Raw genomic sequence first — 19,858 nt, 5'->3', positions numbered from 1 at the left:
AAATTTCTCTATAAGAAGACCATTCTCCTTATTTCCGTATATTATAAAAAAAATTGGTTATCCTTATTGACTATGATGGCCTTTTTTAGGTAGTATAGCTTTATATTCATACTATAGAAAATGCTTTGACAGGGAAGAGTACGATGGCTAGTTGCCAAAAGAGAGGAAAACCATTTGCTGAGAGGTTTTCCAGGCTAAACCATGGGAAGGTCGCCCTCGAGCTTCTTTTGCGAAAAGGATATCCTTAGTAGTAAAAGACGGGAAATCCGTTATCTGTTTAAGAGTCAATTAGCTGTAGTTTATTTAGTGCTGATTGAAAAAAAGGTGGTACCGCGAAGCAAACTCCATTCGTCCTTTTCAGACGAGTGGAGTTTTTTATTTTCTCAAAAAAGAAAGGATGAATAGACAATGGAAGAGACAAACCTAACAATGCCGACAAAATATGACCCGAAGTCTATTGAACAAGGACGTTATGACTGGTGGCTTAAAGGGAAGTATTTCGAAGCGAAGGATGATTTGAATAAAGAACCATACACAATTGTCATTCCTCCTCCCAATGTAACAGGCAGGCTGCATCTCGGTCATGCTTGGGATACGACTCTTCAAGATATCCTAACGCGTATGAAGCGCATGCAAGGCTATGATGTTCTATGGTTGCCGGGAATGGATCATGCAGGGATTGCAACACAGGCAAAAGTAGAACAAAAGCTAAAAGAAGAAGGCAAGAGCCGCTATGACTTAGGCAGAGAAAAATTCGTTGAAGAAACTTGGAAATGGACAAACGAATATAAAGGCCATATTAGAGAGCAATGGTCAAAACTTGGTCTTGGGCTTGATTATAATAGAGAACGCTTTACATTAGACGATGGTTTATCGAAAGCTGTTCAAGATGTTTTCGTTACACTTTATAAAAAGGGATTAATCTATCGGGGCGAATATATTATCAACTGGGATCCGTCTACTAAGACAGCTTTATCTGATATTGAGGTTATCCATAAAGATGTTCAAGGTGCGTTCTATCATATGCGTTACCCTCTAGTTGATGGTTCAGGTCATATTGAAATTGCCACGACTCGTCCAGAAACAATGCTTGGAGACACTGCTGTAGCTGTTCATCCAGAAGATGACCGCTATAAGCATTTAATTGGGAAGATGGTCAAGCTACCTATTATAGGCAGAGAAATTCCAATTGTTGCTGATGATTATGTTGATATGGAATTTGGATCTGGTGCCGTTAAGATCACTCCTGCCCATGACCCAAATGACTTCGAAATAGGAAATCGTCATAACTTAGAGCGCATTCTTGTAATGAATGAAGATGGCTCAATGAATGCGAAAGCAGGAAAATATGATGGAATGGACCGCTTTGAGTGTCGTAAGCAAATAGTGAAGGATCTGCAAGAAGATGGTGTTCTTTTCAATATTGAAGAGCATATGCATTCCGTTGGCCACTCTGAAAGAAGTGGAGCTGTTGTTGAACCATATCTTTCAACACAGTGGTTTGTAAAAATGCAGCCGTTGGCAGATGCATCAGTTACCATGCAAAGTGAAGAGGAAAAAGTGAATTTCGTTCCAGATCGTTTCGAAAAAACGTATCTGCGCTGGATGGAGAATATTAGAGATTGGTGTATTTCCCGTCAGTTATGGTGGGGGCATCGCATACCGGCTTGGTACCATAAAGAAACAGGCGAAGTATATGTAGCTGCAGAGCCGCCAAGCGACATTGAAAACTGGAAGCAGGATGAAGATGTGCTTGATACGTGGTTCAGCTCAGCTTTATGGCCGTTTTCAACACTAGGCTGGCCGGATGAATCAAGCGCTGATTACAAGCGTTATTATCCAACGGCTGCGCTAGTAACAGGCTACGATATCATTTTCTTCTGGGTATCAAGGATGATCTTCCAAGGAATCGAATTCACGGACGGAAGACCATTTAAAGATGTTCTGATTCACGGACTTGTGCGTGATGCAGAAGGACGCAAAATGAGTAAATCACTAGGCAACGGTGTTGATCCAATGGATGTAATCGAGCAATATGGAGCGGATTCACTTCGCTACTTCCTTTCAACTGGAAGCTCGCCAGGCCAAGATTTACGCTTCAGCCTGGAAAAGGTAGAATCGACTTGGAACTTTGCCAATAAAATTTGGAACGCCTCACGCTTCGCACTAATGAATATGAATGGTCTCACATATGAAGAGATTGATCTAAGCGGAGAAAAATCGGTTGCAGATAAATGGATTCTTACTCGCTTGAATGAGACGATCGAAACGGTAACAAGATTATCAGACCGCTATGAATTTGGTGAAGTTGGCCGCGTGCTATACAACTTTATTTGGGATGATTTCTGCGATTGGTATATTGAAATGGCGAAGCTTCCACTATACGGTGAAGATGAAGCGGTGAAGAAAACGACTAGATCTGTTCTCGCTCACGTGCTTGATCAAACCATGAGATTGCTTCATCCGTTCATGCCATTTATTACAGAAGAAATTTGGCAAAACCTTCCTCACGAAGGCGAGTCTATTACAATCGCTGCTTGGCCAACGGTTCGCGAGGATTTATCAGATAAAGGTGCAGCAGAAGAAATGAAGCTTCTTGTTGAAGTGATTCGCTCCGTTCGTAATATTCGAGCTGAAGTTAGTACGCCGATGAGTAAGAAAATCAATATGATGATCAAAGCAAAGGATGCGGAAACAGCTGCGATCCTTAATAAGAATCAAGGCTATATCGAACGTTTCTGCAACCCGGAAGAATTAACGATTGCAATAGAGATATCAGCTCCGGATAAAGCAATGACTGCTGTTGTTACTGGCGCAGAAATCATTCTTCCACTTGAAGGTTTAATCAATATTGAGGAAGAAATTGCCCGCCTTCAAAAAGAATGGGATAAATTAAATAAAGAAGTCGAGCGTGTGCAAAAGAAATTAGGCAACGAAGGCTTCATGAAGAAAGCCCCAGACAATGTAATTGAAGAAGAACGTGCAAAAGAAAAGGATTATGCAGAAAAAAGAGCAGCAGTAGAAGCGCGTATGAAAGAGCTTAAAGGCATATAAACAAAGACACTGTTAAGGAGGCGAGTCCCAAAAAGGGAGTCGTCTCCCTCTTTGTCCAGTGGTCAGTCGGAACATTGGAGTGTCGCATTTAGATGATAAAGGTGGCGGTTTAATCATGTTTACTACATATGAAGAAGCAATTGACTGGATTCATTCCCGATTGCGTTTAGGTGTGAAGCCAGGTTTAACTCGTATGGAATGGATGATGGAAAGATTGAATCATCCTGAAAGAAAGATCAAAACAATTCATATAGGCGGGACGAATGGAAAGGGCTCCACTCTTACCTATATTCGTTCTATTCTAGAGACTGAAGGTATTGAAGTCGGTACATTTACTTCTCCTTATATTGAACAGTTTAATGAAAGAATCTCCATAAATGGCGTCCCTATTAAGGATGAAGAAATTGTTCAGCTTTTAAACGATATCTATCCGCTTGCGATAGAGCTGGAAGGCACTGAGATTGGAGAACCGACAGAATTTGAAATCATCACGGCGATGGCTTTTCATTATTTTGCACATATTCATCCGGTTGATATAGCCCTTTTTGAAGTGGGACTTGGCGGGCGTTGGGACTCGACCAATGTGCTCCACCCGCTCCTATCCATTATTACGAGCATTGGCCTTGATCACACGAAGATTCTTGGTGATACTTATGCAGATATTGCCGGTGAGAAGGCAGGGATTATAAAGTCAGGGACACCTGTTATTTCTGGTGTGAAGCAACCTGAAGCATTACAAGTAATTAATAGAACAGCGAAAGAAAAGAGATCAACTGTCTATCAATTGGGAAAACAGTTCTCAACTTTTGGTCATACCTCAACAGGTTGTGGAGAATCGTTTGGATTGGAAAATATTTTTCACAAACGAGAAGGCTTGGAAATCTCGATGGCAGGGACACATCAGATTGAAAATGCATCTCTTGCTGTTATGGCTGCGGAATTCCTAAACCAGTACTTCTCATTTGATATTTCTGAAGAAAGTATGAAAGCTGGTCTGAAAAAAGCATACTGGCCAGGGCGGTTTGAGAGGGTATCAAATGATCCCTTAATTATTCTTGACGGGGCGCATAATCAAGAAGGCATTGAAGCACTGTGTCATGAGTTGGAAAAAAGATACCCTGAAAAGAAAAAGCAAGTTGTTTTTGCGGCACTTGCTGATAAAAAGTTGGATCAAATGATTGGCATGCTTGATCAAACAGCAAATAAAATGATTTTTGTGGATTTTGATTTTCCAAGAGCGGCTGCGGCAAAAGATTTATATAGCTTGAGTTCCAGCACGAATAAAATCGCTGATTCTGATTGGAAAGCAGTGATTCAATCGGAGAGAGATAGCCTTTCAGATGAAGTAATGCTTGTCATTACAGGCTCACTTTATTTTATTTCTGAGATTAAGCAGTGGTTGAAGGATAATTGAATGAATAAAGAGGCTCACTTTAAAAGGCAATTTCCTTTTTGATTGAGCCTCTTTTTTACTCCTGTTGAACGCATGACATTTCATGTGTTTAATGAGCAAATAAGATTTTCTTAAGTATAGTTCCTTGGTTTTTATCAAGTTGACCATATATATGACTTTCTTTATCTACCATGATAATCACTTCTTCATTTTGCCAAATTGAGTAATCAAATAATCGCTCTGGTTCATTTTTATCGTAAGTAATAAAGAACCTTGCATTGGCATCTTCTTTACGTGTCATTTCTGATTTAACATTCTCTTCCCATTCGACTCCATTTAATATCGTGCGCAGTTCTAAAAGCTGATCTTCATTTGTGATCATCCATTCTTTACTTTCATCCTTCATATCGAATCGGGTGAGCTTGTTAAAGTCTATATCAGAAGGTCCTTCGTTAGAGCAGGCGACCAAAGCAGCTGTCATACATAAAAGCAGAAATAGGTTGAAAACGTCCTTTTTCAATTCATTCACTCCCATATTATTGTTACTATAAATATTCGACATGGACAGATTCTTACCGTTTGATTACTGGAGCGGAAAATCTTTTTCAGCTTTAATAAAGTGGCTGATGTTCCTAAAGTTCACTGTGGTTCCACCGCTTGTCACATAAAAGCCATCTTTGGCAATTACAAGGCCTTCAAAGAGCGCCCCGTTGAAAGTTACCTTGCCATTTGGGGCAAATAAAACACCAGTCATTTTCTCAATCCACCTATCATCGCCGATATTGATATCACCTGTAGCTACGATGATTGCATTTTCGAAGCTGCTAATATACTTATGATTAGCGTCTTTATACGGTGTGATTGTGATGTTTTTTCCAAATAGTTTCATATTATTTGGTTTTACTGTCTGGTTATAGCTCTTTTCTGCATACCATGTATTTGATTTTACAGAAGGCATAGTAAAACTCGGTATTTTACATCCCTTGACTGCGGGCAAAGCAGCAACCTTTTGAAACTTAGATAAGATATTGCTGGACATATTTCTTGGATGGCTGAGTGTTCCCATATAGTTGATAAGGGAAACGTCACTTATGGAAGGCGTCCAATCAATTTTTGCATTTTGATGAATGTCCATATTCTTATGGATTTGTGCATCCTTAATAGAAAGATTATTTCCTATATAAACATCATCTTTAAAGGTTCCACCAATTAACTCGCCGTTTTTAAGGATAGATAGCTGCTGATGAAAGGTAGCATCTTTTAAGATTGCATTGCCATTAACGAAAACTTCTCCATAAATATTTCTTCCACCGCTTACAAGCGATAAATTGCCATTAATACATAACATCCCTGAACTTGATATTGAACCCAGGCCTGCACTACCTCCATCCATTGTCACATTCCCATCAATATAAATATTAGAAACATTATTCAAAGCGCCGCCATTTATTTGCGAACCGGATAAATCCCCTTTAATCAGCATCGTTGCTTTTGCACCGTTTACTTGACTGCCGTTAAATACAAACTTTGAACCATATACAAAGAAGTCTTCCTCTAAAAGGCATTTATAATAATTTTCATCACAGGTTTCAGGTAACCCAGGATCACCGGGTTCCTCAGGTTCAGGTTCTTCAGGTCCGGGTTCACCAAGGTTTTCAGACGTAGCTTTTTCTATGATTGTATCAATGCTATATTGATAATTTTTTTTTGTCCTGGAGCGTAAATTTAACAATCAAATCTTTTTGTTTATCAGCTAAACAGGGCGTATCCAGTTTATTTTTTTTCTCAGTATAAATACACTCATTTAAAGTGATGGTGGTAAACTGGATATCGCTTCTAGGTAATAGGTCATTTGTATTGATTTCATAGAAACGATTTTTATCTTGATCCATAGCATTTTCTTCTTGATGTATATGTCTCAATTGAGTAATAATGATATTAGCATCTTGTCTAAGATTGACATGGGATTGGATTTGTCTCCCCGTCTTTTCAGTGTTGGTAAAGACTCCATAAACCACTGAGCTGATGACTGATAGAATGGCTATAGCTGTTAATACTTCTATCAGAGTCATTCCTGTGGCATTTTTATAGTACTTTTTATCCATGACTTTTCACACTCTTTGATTATATTTTACAGAATAGAATGAAAAAGGTGAACGATGAAATTGAATAAATTTTTTCTGAACGAAAAAGGTGTAAGTTTAATAGAAATCATGTTATCGATGACCATATTAAGTATTGTTTTGGTTTCGTTTTTAGCCGTATTCTCTCAAATGATGAATCAATCTTCCAAGATTGAGGACCGATTAACAGCCATCCATATGGCGGAAAAGCTATATATAGAAAACAAGAATGGAACGGATAGGACTTTAAATGAAAAAATAAATGGAAAAGAATATGAAGCACTGATTGAAAGCTGCAAAGAAAAGGAGCTTGTTTTGAAGCGGGTACGTTTAACGGTGTTTATTAAAGGGATGGATGAACCACTAACAACTATCTTTGGCTATGAGCCAATGGGTGAGGTGACTGTAAAACCATGTCCAAATTAATGAAAGAAGAAAAGGGCTATGCCTTGATTATTGTTTTACTCATCATCGTAGTGATTGCAATCATCACACCTCCAATCGTATCAAGTATGATCAATAGTTCGAAGCAGTTTGCTGTTTCTGATGAGGTGATACAGAATGATCGATTAACAGAAATGGCAAAGAAGTTTATTCATGAAGGCAGACTAGATGGACTTTCAGATCAAAAGATCGTTGAGGAAAATAACAAAGTAAATTTATCTCCAGATCACCACATTCAAATGGATATAAATGGAGTGAAAATTAAAATCACCCCCATTTATAAGAATAAGAGCGGTGAAGCAGTTGATTATTAAAGAGAAAAGGTGGAAATTATGCTGATTGCAGCAACCATTTTAACAACTATTACACTATTTCCAATTCTATATTTTCTGAAAATTGGCTATTCATACAAGCTAAAAGCAACCATTATTGGAATGACTTTTATTGCAGTGATTTGCGGGGGAATGGTGGAGTTGAATTATCCCGTTTGGACAGCCGTTCTTTTAATGCTAGGTTTAATCTTTCTTTTTATGGTTTTAATGCAGAGAAGGTTGGATCAGGATTTATCCAAATGGCAGATAATGAAGTGATATGCTGGAGAAGGTTGCAGACTTTTATGAGAAGGAAGTTGAATACGCAACCGATCGTATAAAATCATTAATAGAGCCGGTGATGATTCTCGTACTTGCAAGCATCGTCGGTACAATTGTCATTTCCATCATCGTGCCGATGTTTGAAATTTTCAACCATATAGAATAAAAAATATTTTGCCATAATGAGGAAACCATCTATTATTTTAAAGTAGATTTAGTATAATTTACTTAGGTATAAATACCTAAAAATGATGGATGGGAAGGAAGAGTATAATGATTAATAGAATGAAACGAGTATTGAAGAATGAAAAGGGCTTGACGCTGATTGAATTGCTGGCGGTTGTCGTGATTTTAGGGATTATCGCAGCAATTGCGGTACCTAGTATTGGCGGGCTGATTGATAATAGTAAGAAGGATGCACATGTGGCGAATGCTCAGCAGATGATTAATTCGGCAAAGATTGCGGTTACGGGGGATAATTCGCTTATTCCTGTCAATGGGGAAGCAGCTAAGGAAATAAGCTTAGAGGAATTAGAAGTTGGAGGATATTTAGAAGAGGTAAGAGATCCAGATGGAGGGATTTATACACAGGATGTAAATAATTCTTACGTGGAGATATCAAATACTAAGAATAAATTATCCTATACTGAAAAATTAATAAATGATAAAAGAGGGGTCCAAAAAGGAGGAGCTGCAGTGGCAGAAAATGAATTAAAAAGAGATAGCGTTAACGACACGACTACTACTCCATGATAATAATATACATTTTCATAATCGGTCTCATCCTAGGCTCATTCTACAATGTCGTCGGACTGCGGATACCCCTCAAGCAATCCATCGTTGCTCCGCGGTCGGCGTGTCCTAGCTGTGGCCATCAGCTTCGTCCATTTGAATTAATTCCAGTTTTATCTTATCTTTTCCAAGGTGGGAAATGCAGACAATGTAAGATCGGTATTTCCCCGCTTTATCCAATTGTAGAATTGATGACAGGTGTCCTCTTTATACTCGCACCGCTTCTTTTAGGCTGGACAAGTGAACTTATCGTGGCATGGACGCTGATTTCATTATTTATGATTATCTTTGTATCAGATGTTTCTTATATGCTCATCCCGAATAAAATTTTACTCGTGTTTACGGTTATTTTTGTGGCAGAAAGATTGATTATTCCGTTAACCCCATGGTGGAATTCATTATTAGGGGCTGCCATTGGTTTTGTTCTGCTCTTATCCATTGCTGTGATAAGCAATGGCGGGATGGGCGGCGGAGATATTAAATTATTTGCGCTTCTTGGGTTTGTTGTTGGAACAAAAACGGTTCTATTATCATTTTTCCTTGCAACTTTTTATGGTGCTGCCTTTGGTGTTATGGCGATGTTAGTCGGCAAGGTAAAAAGGGGAAGTCCGATTCCATTCGGCCCTTTTATTGTCGCGGGGACATTGACAGCTTATTATTTTGGTGATGTGATACTACGTTATTATTTACAGCTATTATGAGCAATGAAGGAGACCAATGAGCATGGCTTTACCCCTAATATCTACTAGAAACCGCATATGTAATATCATCATTAATGATTATTCCATTCGTTATGTTGAGCTCAAACAAAAAAATGCCATCACACGCGTTCGTTGGCATGAGAGGATGATCCCAAACGATATTGTTCGTGATGGTAAAATCATTGACCTGCATTCGATGCAAAATATATTGGACAGCTGTGTGGATGAATGGATGCTGCGAAGGAAAGCGATGAGATTTATCGTGCCAGATCCTTTTGTCATTATTCGTAAGATTACTATACCAGGAGAAATCTCAAAGGATGAAATAAAGGGATACCTGTATATGGAGCTTGGCTCGAGCATTCATTTGCCTTTTGAAGAGCCAGTGTTCGATTATAGTATTCTCTCGGAAGATGATGATAAAAAGGAGCTGCTCCTATTTGCAGCACAAGAGGAGCCTGTTTTGCAATATGAAAGGCTTTATTCAAGTGCCAGGCTCGCACCTAAAGCAGCAGACATCTCTCCTCTAGCTTTATATCGACTATATCATTACTTAGATATGCACAAAAAGGGTGAAAGCTTAATGATGATCCAGCTCGATTTGACCACAGTGAATATTTCCATTTTAGAGAATGGGATTCCATTATTTATGCATCATATAAATTTAGGTCTCAATGAAGAAATAGGAAGAGGTGTGGAGCAATCTCATTTATATGATGGAAAAATAAATGAGTATTCACTTCCTGTCGAAGATATTTATCGAGAAATGGCGAGATTGATGGATTTTTATCGTTATTCGATTAAGCAGAATAGTCAACAGGTCACAAATATCCTAATTAACGGTGATCATCCACAGCTAGAGCTATTTGAACAAGAAATGAAGGCTCGCTTTGAGTTCCCCGTTCAGAAGCTTCAGCTTGAAGCAGCAGTAGATGAAGCGGGAAATTTGCTGCCTAGAAGCATGTATTTAGCACTGGGCCTAGCTTTAAAAGAGGTGCACTAAATGCTTGTTGACATTAATCTGCTTCCTAAAAGAGAGTCGCGGTATGCTTTCACCATCGTTTTCATCGTCATTCCATCGATTCTTTTTATCATTGGACTGTCTATTTTTCTATGGCTAGGCAATGAAATGAAATCGAAAACTGAAGCAGTACAGGAAAATCTGCATACTGTACAGATGCAGATTGCTGCTGAGGAAGAGAATGTAGAACAAAATGCGGAAATCGCATCATCCCAAAAGCTAAAAGAAGGGATTCAATGGGTAGAAAATAGTCAAATTGATACCGTACAATTATTAAACGGACTTTTACCAATGAGTGGATTTATCCATTCATTCACATATATTGAGGATGGGCGAGTGGAATTCACTGTCCAATTTGAAACGAATCGAGAAGCTGCCTATTATTTACATTCACTCTCCCAAAAAGAAGGGATGAAAGAGGCGGAAATTAAATCGCTTCATACGCAAAGTAATGGTAATAATGACACAAAAGAAGCTTTGCCTCGCTATGTTGCAAAATATGAGTTGAATATTGACAAAGCAATGTTTAGCCTCAAGGAAAAAGGAGGCAAGGAAGAATGATTGCTCAGCTGAGCAAAAAGGAGAAATATACAATATTATTTAGTATATTGTTTGTTTCCATCATGTTTGTTTCAGTTTATTTCTTTTATTTAAAGCCGCTGAAGGTAGTATTAGCAAATCATGAGCTTGAGCTTGCGTCAGAGGAGAAGCGATTAAATATCATTTTTGAACAAAAGACTCTTTCTTCTGAAAAGCCATATATTGCCGAAAGTACTAAAAAAATGCAAGGACAATTACCTGTGCAAACATTGATGGATCACTTTTTACTTGAGATCGACCGTGCCGAGACCGTTTCTGGCAGCTTTGTAAAAAGTATAGAAATGGGTAATGTTGAATCAAGCGATGAGGGTCAAATAGATATTAATACAGAGGAAGTGCCAGGAAAAAGTGAACCCCTTGCATTGGCTGAAGGATTAGAGAAGACCACAATGACCATGCAAGTGGAGGCACCAGATTATTTTACTTGGGAAATGTTTGTAGCAGCCTTGCAGTCATCTGAAAGACTGACAATGATTAATAGAATTGAGTTTAAAGATGAAGTGGAAACGGAATCTTTTGAGCAAGGAACAAGCATTCAATACGATATGACCGTTTCTATTTTTCATATGCCCGAACTCGTCGATTTAGAAGAGGAACTGCCAAAACTGCATAACAGCAGCCCTGCGAAGAAAAGAAATCCTTTCTATCAATTGCCTGACATCTATCATCATTCAAATTAATGCCATCTTTAGACATAATATTTATGAATAAAAGAATTTGACGAAAGCATTCAGTAACGAGACGACAAAAGTCTTGTTATTTTTTTTTGTCGTTATGTTAGGATGATACCAATTCGAGCATGGACAAGGAGGGAGGATGCTAGATGGACAAGCATGATGGGAAGAAAACGATCACTATTAAGATAAATGGAAATAAGCAATCATTTGAGGAAAGAGACAAAAAGAGCGAGACCGTGATCAACGAAGAGAAAGCCAAAAGGCAAAGTGAAACAGAGGAGAACGAAGAATTTGCCTCTATTGAAGCCGCTGCATCGAAGGAAACAGAGACAGGGGACAATTTCGACTGGATACTTCCTGAAGATGGAATGAGTGAAACAAATTGGGAAGAATCGGTTAAAGCTAAGCAATCTCCAATTAAGAAAACAAACAAGGGAACATTGTTGGCCAGTAAGTCAGCAAGAAAAAGTAAAAGCCACTTTAATTTTTCGATCTTTTTCACGATATTACTTGCCATCATTCTTGGAACCGGTATAGGAATCATGATGCTTAATCTCGTAAAAGCAGAGCAGGCTGGAGGAGAGGCACAGACCACTCCTGTGACCGGAATGCAGGATGAAGGTAAACAAGCAGTCGCGGCAACGGGTAAAGAAGCAGCTGATATCCAAGCAATTACAACATATGTTGTACAAGGCGGAGTGTTTAGCAATAAAGAGAGCGCGGACGGCGAGAAAAAAACATATGCGGAAAAGGGCATGCCAGCTTTAGTAAAGGATATGAACGGGAACCAGGTGATATTCATCGGGATTGCGGATAGTATCGAGAATGCAAAGGAAGTTGGAAAGCATTTGGAAAACAAGGGAGTGAATGTGTTTGCAAAGGAATATAACATTGAAGGCGGCACAGTGAGCAATCTTTCAGCTGAAGAAAAGAAAATGCTTGAACTCTTACCACAAATATTCACTGATTTAACTACAGTTGCGACTGAAGGAATGCTTAAAGGCAAGCTTGCTGATAGTACAGTAGAAAAATTGAAGGGAAATGAGGCAAGTATAAAGGGTATTAATCAAACAAAGTTAAAGAATGAAAACATTATTGCTGTAAATGAATCAATAATAAAGGCGGTTGAACAAGCGGGTGCCTTTCAAACCTCGGCTGATGCAGATGCTTTAACTCAATTACAGCAGCACTTGCTCTCGTTTTTATCTGTTTACCAAAAAATAAGTGAGGCATAATAAGAAAAAGCGCAAGCGCCTTCTTCACCCTTAGGCATAGCATAAGACAATCCTCCCTGAAAGGTGTTCTTTACCTTTCTGAGAGGATTGTCTTAGACCATAGAGGGGGTAGGCCCAAGAAAACTAGACATTTTTCTAACTCAAAAAAATTTATACTTTATCTTAAAAAAATCTTGCCCCATCGAAATGAAATTTTCCGGGAAATATGACAAATATACTTGGTCTGTTGACGAAATGTCGGCAGACTTTTTATTTTTGTCGAACGGATAAATATTTTTGGGAAACTTGTCTGCTATAAATTGTTTGAACGACAGAAATTTGGTAGGATTAGAATGTATCTCCCAATATGAACCAACAGATAAGGTAAGGTGATTGAAATGACAAACCTCATTTTAGCCTCTTCTTCTCCACGGCGAAAAGAACTTCTTGAAAATCTCCAATTAACATTCGAGGTATGCAGCAGTGATGTTGATGAAAGCTACAATCCACAATTAGCTCCAGGTGATATTGTGATGGTGCTGGCATCTCGAAAGGCACAAGCTGTATCTAGCAAACATGTAGATTCGTTTGTAATTGGTTCAGATACAGTTGTTGTATCTGAAGAAAATATATTAGGAAAACCTAAAGATTCAGATGAAGCATTTGCCATGCTGAAAAACTTATCGGGCAAAAAACATTCCGTATACACGGGCGTGTCGATTATTTCCCCTGAAAAGGAAAGGACATTTTTTGTGAAAACAGATGTGGTGTTTTGGGAGTTAACAGATGAAGAGATTCACTCTTATATTAACACCGGAGAACCCTTTGATAAGGCAGGTGCCTACGGGATTCAAGGCATTGGTGCGACGCTTGTAAAAGAAATTAGCGGAGATTATTTCGCAGTCGTTGGACTTCCATTATCAAAGACCGTTCGGGCATTGCAGGAGGCTGGATATAAGCTTTCCTATTAATTTCCTCTTCGGATGTACTCTCAGGTACAAAATATGGGAGGCGTTCTAATGGATTTAAGCAATCAAATGATAAAGGATTTTCCTCAGGATGAAAGACCGAGGGAAAGAATGATTCAAAATGGACCTGAGAGCTTATCGAACCATGAGCTTATTGCCATTCTTCTAAGAACAGGTACTAAAAACGAATCGGTAATACAGTTATCCCAGCGATTGTTGACAAAATTTGAAGGACTCAGGTTATTAAAGGACGCAAGCTTAAATGAAATGACAGAAGTGAATGGCATTGGTATGGCTAAGGCGATTCAAGTAATGGCTGCTGTTGAAATCGGTCGCAGAATTTCTAATCTAGCTTTTGATGACCGCTATGTCATCCGTTCTCCAGAAGATGCAGCCAACTATGTGATGAATGATATGAGGTTTTTATCACAAGAACATTTTGTTTGTATAAACTTCACATAAATACAAATAAAATTAATAATAAGAAACCTCTGTTACATCAACGCTTGAACCATCTTTAACGAAATGAATATTTTTAATAAACATGTTTAAAAATTGATGTTTTTCTAGTGGTTTGAGATTCAACCAGTTTAAATTAAACGTTTTTGTCAACTCTTTAACTTTTTCATAGTCAAGTTTAGATTTATTCGGTTGGATCTCAATTAAATCTTTTTCCAAGTCCAGCAACCCTTTGCTTGTTTCATTCATTCGGTCAGCAAATTCCATATCAGTCATTAGATCGTTTGACCACGCTTTTTGAAATTTTTCTCTTTGTTTTTTTATCCGGCTTATTTTACTCAATATTTTCTCTTTTTCTTCTTGAGATTCATCCTTTAATTCAGGGGTTTGATTAAATGTAGTATTCCTCATATATTGGATGAAAGCTTTTTCGATTTTGCTTTCGCTAACATTGATTGCTTTTCTTTTGTTCAATGCACATACTTGACAACGATAACGGTTGGACTCAATTAATTGATTATCCCTTTTCCGATGGTAAACTGATCGTTCACTTGTTAGGTGATTATTGCAAATAGGGCAAATTAGTTTCATTTGATAAACGAAGAATGAATTGACCTTACGCTTTTTTTTATTTTGTCTTTCATTTAGTAGAAGAAGCAAGTGATTATATTCTTCTTTTGTAATGACTCCTTCGTGTGCATTTTCAATAATCTCATCTATCCATTTTATAGCTCCGTAAAGTGCAGGATTATGTAGAATATCCAACACAGTTCTAATGTGCCATTTATACCCTCTTATTGGAGGAGTCCCACTATTGTCGAGATAATTAGCTAATTGTCTAATCGAAAAACCTTGTTTGACCTTTTCAATCATATCAAGGACTACTAATTTTTCATCAGCGTTAATGATAAGTTTTTCATTGTCATCTTTATCAAATCCGTATGGGGCCTTTGCACTGTATTTCCCTTGTCTAGCTTTTTCTATTTGCCCCATACGTACACGTTCTCCAAGGTTTTCTCGTTCCCATTGGGCCATAGCAGCAACCAGGGTAATAAACATCCTTCCCATTGCCGTAGTAGTATCATAGACTTCAGTTGCTGATTTAAATTTACAATTATGATTTTCGAATATATCTAATAACTTGTACAAGTCGAGAACAGATCGAGTTAAACGATCGAGACGATAAACCAAAACCGTATCAATTAATCCATGCTTAACATGTTCAATCATTAATTGAAGTTGAGGTCTGTTCATATCCTTAGCAGAAATACCTTCGTCTACATAAAATTTGAAGTCGGTCCAATCATGAACTTGGCAAAATGCTTTTAATTTTTCTCTTTGGGCAGATATTGAAAAACCCTCTTTCACTTGTTCTTCTGTACTTACACGAATATAAATTCCTACAGTCATGATTGATTCACCTCTTTTTCTATTTACTTTTAGAATATATGTTCTGTTTGAAGATTAAAAAAATTTAAGACCCGTATTTTCTCAATAGTGCTAATTGCTTCGGCACTCCATACATCTCTAAATCTTCTTCAGTTATAACTTCTTTATTGAAAAACAAAAACTCCAATGCGAATGTATGAGCTTCAATTTCGATTTTGATTGTCGAGAACAAAGTAAATTCACTTAAAAAAGGGGTATTTATATCTTTGTGAAGGACATGATGACCAATTTCATGAAAAAGAATAAAAATTTGCTGCAGACTATCCGCATTTTCATTTATTGTAATAACGGGAATTTGATTATGTTTAGTATAAAATCCTAAAACTTTCTTTCCGAGGTTAACGAACACCACCTCGATTTTTAATTTCTTAGCCAATTCAAATGGGCAAGCAGTTTTATGTTTTCTAATAAGATTTTTGACGATCCCTTTAATATCCATGCTACACTCCCATTATCTATATTTTTTAGGAGTGAATTTTTGTTTAGCAACTCTTTTAGCAACTTTCAATGAGTTTTCTAAAGCTGAGATTAATAATTCTTTGTCTTCTTCATCCATATCATCTAAAATTTGCCCATCAAAAGCAGCGTAACCGTCTTTTGAATTTAATCCATTAATCATTTCTTCTAACTTTATTTGAATATCCTTTTCATCTTTTTCAGTTAAATCGTAATATCTTTTCTTATCAGATCTACCAAGAAGGTAGTCAGTGGAGACATCGAAATAGTCTGCTACTTTGTTTAAAGTTTCGCTTTTAGGAGATACGTTATCCCACCTTCTAATTTGTCCATTCGATATTCCTATTTTTCTTTCTACTTCGGCAAAAGTTACTTTTTTCTCATCACAAAGTGTTTTAATTTTTTTTACCAAACTCACTGGTATCAACCTTTCAAATTACTCATGAAAAGAGATATTAACTTTTAAGTCATTTTATCGTTGACAAATAACTTTTTAGTCATTATACTGTGTTCATGAGCTACTTTATTAGCGAAAAAGACAATAAAAAATACGACCTTTGTAAATACATTTTTTCGTTGGGGAACGGGTAAAGTGTATATAAACAGGCTTTAACAGTCTTATTTAGCTATGGGTTTATGATAGCAAAAAAGTCATTTTGGGTCAATGATTTTCGCTAATAAATTAGCTTTTTATCTAATTTTGTAGAAGGTGAGGGATAAATTGTCGGTTTTAACGATCATCGGTTGTAATGGTCAACCTGTATTATATAGCCATTTAAGGAAAGGAGGGTATTTATGTCAGAGGAACTAGTAAAAGTTAGATCGGAGTTATTTAAACGTAAGATGAGACAAAAAGAGTTAGCAGAGATACTTGGTATTTCAAATGCTTACTTATCAGACATCATTAATGGGAGGAAAGATGGTCCAAAGGCACAAGGACATATAAATCACATTCGAAAAATCTTATGTTTATAAAGAGGTGAAGCAATTGCAAGTTGAAATAAAGCCTCCTGTTATTAGTGAAGAAACAAAGAAGAAAATGTTTGCTTTCTTCATGAAGACCTCTATCCCACGAATTATTGCAGCTGAATCAGAAAAGGAAAATTTCAAGTGATTAAGTAAGCCTAACCAGGCTTCCTTTTACCCACTTTGCAAAATTTGAAGAACGAAATTAGTTCTACTTGAAGGGAGGTGAGCATAGTGAGCATTCATAGTGCATTGATAAATTCGGTTGTAGACGGTGATTTTCACACTGTTGCAGATAGTATTGAGTATTCTACAAACATTCGTGAAATCGTGACTATAGGTTATATGATGGAGAATTACATTGAGGAGGATTAATCGTGAATAATGCTGCTGTTCAGCTTTTTGAGGAAAATCAAAACATTATCTTTTCAGCAATAAAAGCGCATTTTGGTGATTTTTCAAAAGCCCATCAGATTGCTGCAATAAATAATATGGAGTTAGAAGACCTTTTTCAAATAGGGCGAATGACTCTATGGAACTTGTGTCAGAACTACGACGAAACAAGGGAAAAAACCTTTAAAGGTTATATTTTTAAAAGTATTAGATGGAGGATTACTTATGAGTTGCATAAATGGGGATTACCGATGAAAATCCCAACTCAAGTATCTTCTGAAGAAAGGAGTAATTTTCATTTTACTTCTGTTGACCTACACACATGTGACAGTGTCACGAATGATTATTTTGCAGTAGACAATTCAACTGATATAGAAAGTGAAGTTGTTGAAAGGATCGAACTAGAAGAATATTTACAAGATTTAAATAGTCTTGAGAAGTTCATAATCCTGAAAAAATGCAACGGACATTCTGATCGTGAAATTGGTCAAATGCTCGGTAAGAGTTTGGATTGGGTTTATAGAAGAAAACACATTGCCATTTCAAAAATTAATCATTCAGAAAGAGAGGGAGAGTGTGGTTACGCTGCTTTAAAGGAGGTGAGCCTATGAGAATCAGCACTAAAGAGTGGAACAAAATGGATTATGCAGATCGTTACATGGCTATCCATCGCGCATTTGTAAAAAGCCAAAATAAAAGACCGGTTGCTGTAACAACAGGTCAAAAGTAAAAAACCATAATCAAAAACAGTTTAGCATAATGTTTGCTAAACAGGAAGAGGTACCATGAAAAACGGAAAAAATCCAACGGTTAAACAAAAGAAGATCATACAATCATCCGGTTTAAATCGAGAAAATTGGCTGGTTGTTAAAAATCTTCCTGAAAAACTGGTTATTGTCCATCGTAATACAAATCAAACTAAATCTATCAATCACGGAGGTTACTAAAATGAATATAACAATAGAAATCAAAGCACCTGAAATGGTCAATGCGATAAATGCTCTAGCTCAAGCAATTGGAAAGGGACAAGCTATTTCGGAAGAGCCTGTTGTGCAATTCCAAGTGCCTAACACTGTACCTGCAGCTGTTCCAACTGCACCGCCTGTGCAACAGCAACAGCAACAAACTCAACCGACTCAACCGGTTAATCCACCTTCACAGCCAGTTCAACAACCGCAACAGGCTAATCAAGGTGTTCCAACTTCTGCACCGCAGTACGACATGAATCAACTGGCTGTTGCAGCTACTCAATTAATGGATGCAGGGAAACAAAATGAATTATTAGGTTTACTTGGAGCATTTGGTGCTCAATCGCTTATGCAAGTACCTCAAGAACAATATGGGGCATTTGCCACCAAACTTCGTGAACTAGGAGCAAAAATATGAGTAAGGAAATTGCACACTCAGAGAGAGCTCATGCAGTGCTTTCTGCCAGTGCTTCCCAGCGCTGGTTGATGTGCACACCAAGTGTTCGCCTTGAGGAACAATTCCCTGATTCTACATCTGATTTTGCAAGAGAAGGCACACTGGCACACGAGATTGCGGAATTAAAGCTTCGTAAGTATTTTATAGAGCCTATGAGTCAACGCACTTTTAATACCAGGCTAAACAAGATGAAAAAGCATGAGCTGTACCAAGAGGAAATGCTTAAGCACACGGATACTTACTTAGAATACTTAAAGGGTATATCTTTAAGCTTGCCATCTGCTCCATACGTGGCTGTTGAGAAACGTATCAATTATTCAGCTTATGCACCCGATGGATTTGGGACAGTCGACTGTTTAATGGTTGGCGGGGATACACTCTACGTAACCGATTTTAAATACGGTAAGGGCGTTGCAGTAAGTGCAGACAACAATTCCCAAATGAAGCTTTATGCTTTAGGAGCTTATCTGGAATACAGTTTCCTATACCCAATTAAAACTATTAAACTAGCGATCATCCAACCTAGGTTAAATAGTATTTCCGAGTTTGATTTGACGGTTAAAGAGCTTTTGGCATGGGGCGATGAGATGAAGCCGATAGCAAAGATTGCGTTTGATGGAAATGGAGATTTTGTGCCAGGAGAACATTGTAAGTTCTGCAGGGCAAAATCTAAATGCCGAGCTCGTGCAGAGGAGTTCAGTGCATTGGCTGATTTTACGGCGATAAAACCGCCATTGCTTACCGATGAAGAAGTTGGTCAAATGCTTGAACGTGGGCAGCATGTAGAGTCTTGGGTAAAAGCTTTAAAGGATTACGCCCTAGGCCAGTGCTTAAAAGGTAATGAGATCCCTGGATGGAAAGCAGTTGAAGGAAGAGGATCACGGTCATTTGTAAACCAAGATAAAGCTTTTGCCCATTTGAAAGAAAAGGGTATCGATGAAGCGCTCCTTTTTGACCGTGTACCTTTAACAGTTTCAAAGATTGAGAAGGTTCTTAAAAAGAAAGAGTTTACCAGTTTATTAGATGAAGCAGGTCATATAGTAAAGTCGCCAGGTAAACCAACTTTGGCACCTGCAGGTGATAAGCGGAAATCAGTAAGTCCTGATGCATCTGCAGATTTCAGTTAAATC

26 protein-coding genes, 2 pseudogenes and 1 other annotated feature are annotated in these 19,858 nt (G+C 37.7%); of the genes and pseudogenes, 22 read left to right on the top strand and 6 right to left on the bottom strand.

Annotation, left to right across the window (positions count from 1 at the left end; all coding sequences use genetic code 11):
- The first annotated feature begins 116 nt into the window (after positions 1-116).
- Positions 117-359 (top strand) — a binding site (T-box leader).
- Between the two features lie 49 nt (positions 360-408).
- Both J2S17_RS09090 and J2S17_RS09085 read left to right on the top strand, forming a co-directional pair.
- A complete protein-coding gene (locus J2S17_RS09090; protein WP_307474016.1) occupies positions 409-3,054 on the top strand; it encodes a valine--tRNA ligase in 2,646 nt (881 codons plus the stop codon).
- A gap of 79 nt (positions 3,055-3,133) precedes the next feature.
- Positions 3,134-4,468 carry a bifunctional folylpolyglutamate synthase/dihydrofolate synthase gene (locus J2S17_RS09085; RefSeq protein WP_370874983.1) on the top strand — a complete coding sequence of 445 codons (1,335 nt, stop codon included), beginning with the start codon at positions 3,134-3,136 and terminating at the stop codon, positions 4,466-4,468.
- Positions 4,469-4,556: 88 nt separating this feature from the next.
- Here the strand turns inward: J2S17_RS09085 and J2S17_RS09080 are convergent, their stop codons facing one another.
- The 3 genes from J2S17_RS09080 to J2S17_RS09070 form a co-directional block, all read right to left on the bottom strand.
- On the bottom strand, positions 4,557-4,967 hold the full coding sequence (locus J2S17_RS09080; protein WP_307474014.1) for a hypothetical protein: 411 nt from the start codon (positions 4,965-4,967) through the stop codon (positions 4,557-4,559).
- 63 nt (positions 4,968-5,030) lie between these two features.
- Positions 5,031-6,179, bottom strand: a complete 1,149-nt coding sequence (locus J2S17_RS09075; protein WP_307474012.1) for a hypothetical protein — start codon at positions 6,177-6,179, stop codon at positions 5,031-5,033.
- Positions 6,136-6,552 (bottom strand): PulJ/GspJ family protein, encoded by a 417-nt coding sequence (locus J2S17_RS09070; protein ID WP_307474011.1) that lies wholly within the window; start codon positions 6,550-6,552, stop codon positions 6,136-6,138. Before J2S17_RS09070 ends, J2S17_RS09075 begins: the two co-directional genes overlap by 44 nt.
- A gap of 60 nt (positions 6,553-6,612) precedes the next feature.
- On the opposite strand from J2S17_RS09070, the gene J2S17_RS09065 reads away from it, so the two are divergent.
- From J2S17_RS09065 to J2S17_RS09010, 12 genes and pseudogenes are all read left to right on the top strand, one after another.
- A complete protein-coding gene (locus J2S17_RS09065) occupies positions 6,613-6,996 on the top strand; it encodes a type IV pilus modification PilV family protein (RefSeq protein ID WP_307474009.1) in 384 nt (127 codons plus the stop codon).
- On the top strand, positions 6,984-7,328 hold the full coding sequence (locus J2S17_RS09060) for a hypothetical protein (protein ID WP_307474007.1): 345 nt from the start codon (positions 6,984-6,986) through the stop codon (positions 7,326-7,328). The genes J2S17_RS09065 and J2S17_RS09060 overlap by 13 nt, the downstream gene beginning before the upstream one ends.
- A gap of 18 nt (positions 7,329-7,346) precedes the next feature.
- Entirely contained in the window at positions 7,347-7,604 is a 258-nt protein-coding gene (locus J2S17_RS09055) for a hypothetical protein (protein WP_307474005.1), read from the top strand.
- 1 nt (position 7,605) lies between these two features.
- Positions 7,606-7,773: pseudogene (locus J2S17_RS09050) on the top strand (type II secretion system F family protein); the annotation flags it as partial.
- 107 nt (positions 7,774-7,880) lie between these two features.
- Entirely contained in the window at positions 7,881-8,360 is a 480-nt protein-coding gene (locus J2S17_RS09045) for a competence type IV pilus major pilin ComGC (protein WP_307474003.1), read from the top strand.
- Positions 8,357-9,100, top strand: coding sequence for a prepilin peptidase (locus tag J2S17_RS09040; RefSeq protein WP_307474001.1), 744 nt, complete (start codon positions 8,357-8,359; stop codon positions 9,098-9,100). Before J2S17_RS09045 ends, J2S17_RS09040 begins: the two co-directional genes overlap by 4 nt.
- A gap of 22 nt (positions 9,101-9,122) precedes the next feature.
- Positions 9,123-10,103 (top strand): type IV pilus biogenesis protein PilM, encoded by a 981-nt coding sequence (gene pilM / locus J2S17_RS09035; protein WP_307473999.1) that lies wholly within the window; start codon positions 9,123-9,125, stop codon positions 10,101-10,103.
- The gene (locus J2S17_RS09030) at positions 10,104-10,682 is read left to right on the top strand and encodes a PilN family protein (protein ID WP_307473997.1); all 579 of its coding nucleotides are present in this window, start codon (positions 10,104-10,106) and stop codon (positions 10,680-10,682) included. It begins immediately after the preceding gene.
- Positions 10,679-11,401, top strand: a complete 723-nt coding sequence (locus tag J2S17_RS09025; protein WP_307473995.1) for a hypothetical protein — start codon at positions 10,679-10,681, stop codon at positions 11,399-11,401. Before J2S17_RS09030 ends, J2S17_RS09025 begins: the two co-directional genes overlap by 4 nt.
- A gap of 143 nt (positions 11,402-11,544) precedes the next feature.
- Positions 11,545-12,633 (top strand): SPOR domain-containing protein, encoded by a 1,089-nt coding sequence (locus tag J2S17_RS09020; protein WP_307473993.1) that lies wholly within the window; start codon positions 11,545-11,547, stop codon positions 12,631-12,633.
- Between the two features lie 377 nt (positions 12,634-13,010).
- A complete protein-coding gene (locus tag J2S17_RS09015) occupies positions 13,011-13,583 on the top strand; it encodes a Maf family protein (protein WP_307473991.1) in 573 nt (190 codons plus the stop codon).
- Positions 13,584-13,649: 66 nt separating this feature from the next.
- Positions 13,650-14,030 (top strand): annotated as a pseudogene (locus tag J2S17_RS09010) (UPF0758 domain-containing protein); the annotation flags it as partial.
- 24 nt (positions 14,031-14,054) lie between these two features.
- Here the strand turns inward: J2S17_RS09010 and J2S17_RS09005 are convergent.
- From J2S17_RS09005 to J2S17_RS08995, 3 genes are all read right to left on the bottom strand, one after another.
- Entirely contained in the window at positions 14,055-15,449 is a 1,395-nt protein-coding gene (locus J2S17_RS09005) for a recombinase family protein (RefSeq protein WP_307473990.1), read from the bottom strand.
- Positions 15,450-15,513: 64 nt separating this feature from the next.
- A complete protein-coding gene (locus tag J2S17_RS09000) occupies positions 15,514-15,927 on the bottom strand; it encodes an ImmA/IrrE family metallo-endopeptidase (protein ID WP_307473988.1) in 414 nt (137 codons plus the stop codon).
- 12 nt (positions 15,928-15,939) lie between these two features.
- The gene (locus J2S17_RS08995) at positions 15,940-16,362 is read right to left on the bottom strand and encodes a helix-turn-helix domain-containing protein (RefSeq protein WP_307473985.1); all 423 of its coding nucleotides are present in this window, start codon (positions 16,360-16,362) and stop codon (positions 15,940-15,942) included.
- A 377-nt stretch (positions 16,363-16,739) separates the two neighbouring features.
- Here J2S17_RS08995 and J2S17_RS08990 point away from each other — a divergent pair, with 377 nt between their 5' ends.
- From J2S17_RS08990 to J2S17_RS08955, 8 genes are all read left to right on the top strand, one after another.
- Entirely contained in the window at positions 16,740-16,919 is a 180-nt protein-coding gene (locus J2S17_RS08990) for a helix-turn-helix domain-containing protein (RefSeq protein WP_307473984.1), read from the top strand.
- Between the two features lie 13 nt (positions 16,920-16,932).
- Positions 16,933-17,058: a hypothetical protein gene (locus tag J2S17_RS08985; RefSeq protein ID WP_307473982.1), complete on the top strand. Its 126-nt coding sequence runs from the start codon at positions 16,933-16,935 to the stop codon at positions 17,056-17,058.
- An 86-nt stretch (positions 17,059-17,144) separates the two neighbouring features.
- Complete coding sequence (locus tag J2S17_RS08980; RefSeq protein ID WP_307473981.1) at positions 17,145-17,285, top strand: hypothetical protein; 141 nt, start codon at positions 17,145-17,147, stop codon at positions 17,283-17,285.
- 2 nt (positions 17,286-17,287) lie between these two features.
- Entirely contained in the window at positions 17,288-17,914 is a 627-nt protein-coding gene (locus tag J2S17_RS08975; protein ID WP_307473979.1) for a sigma-70 family RNA polymerase sigma factor, read from the top strand.
- The gene (locus tag J2S17_RS08970) at positions 17,911-18,033 is read left to right on the top strand and encodes a hypothetical protein (RefSeq protein WP_307473978.1); all 123 of its coding nucleotides are present in this window, start codon (positions 17,911-17,913) and stop codon (positions 18,031-18,033) included. The genes J2S17_RS08975 and J2S17_RS08970 overlap by 4 nt, the downstream gene beginning before the upstream one ends.
- A 55-nt stretch (positions 18,034-18,088) precedes the next feature.
- Positions 18,089-18,250 carry a DUF6906 family protein gene (locus tag J2S17_RS08965; RefSeq protein WP_307473975.1) on the top strand — a complete coding sequence of 54 codons (162 nt, stop codon included), beginning with the start codon at positions 18,089-18,091 and terminating at the stop codon, positions 18,248-18,250.
- A 1-nt stretch (position 18,251) separates the two neighbouring features.
- Positions 18,252-18,689, top strand: coding sequence for a hypothetical protein (locus J2S17_RS08960; RefSeq protein ID WP_307473973.1), 438 nt, complete (start codon positions 18,252-18,254; stop codon positions 18,687-18,689).
- The gene (locus J2S17_RS08955; protein WP_307473971.1) at positions 18,686-19,855 is read left to right on the top strand and encodes a DUF2800 domain-containing protein; all 1,170 of its coding nucleotides are present in this window, start codon (positions 18,686-18,688) and stop codon (positions 19,853-19,855) included. Before J2S17_RS08960 ends, J2S17_RS08955 begins: the two co-directional genes overlap by 4 nt.
- The last annotated feature ends 3 nt before the right edge of the window (positions 19,856-19,858 follow it).

The sequence above is a fragment of the Cytobacillus purgationiresistens genome, assembly GCF_030813235.1.
GTDB classification, from domain to species: Bacteria; Bacillota; Bacilli; order Bacillales; family Cytobacillaceae; genus Cytobacillus; species Cytobacillus purgationiresistens.
Note: the sequence above shows the minus strand (reverse complement) of the source record. Positions and strands in the feature narration are given on the sequence as shown.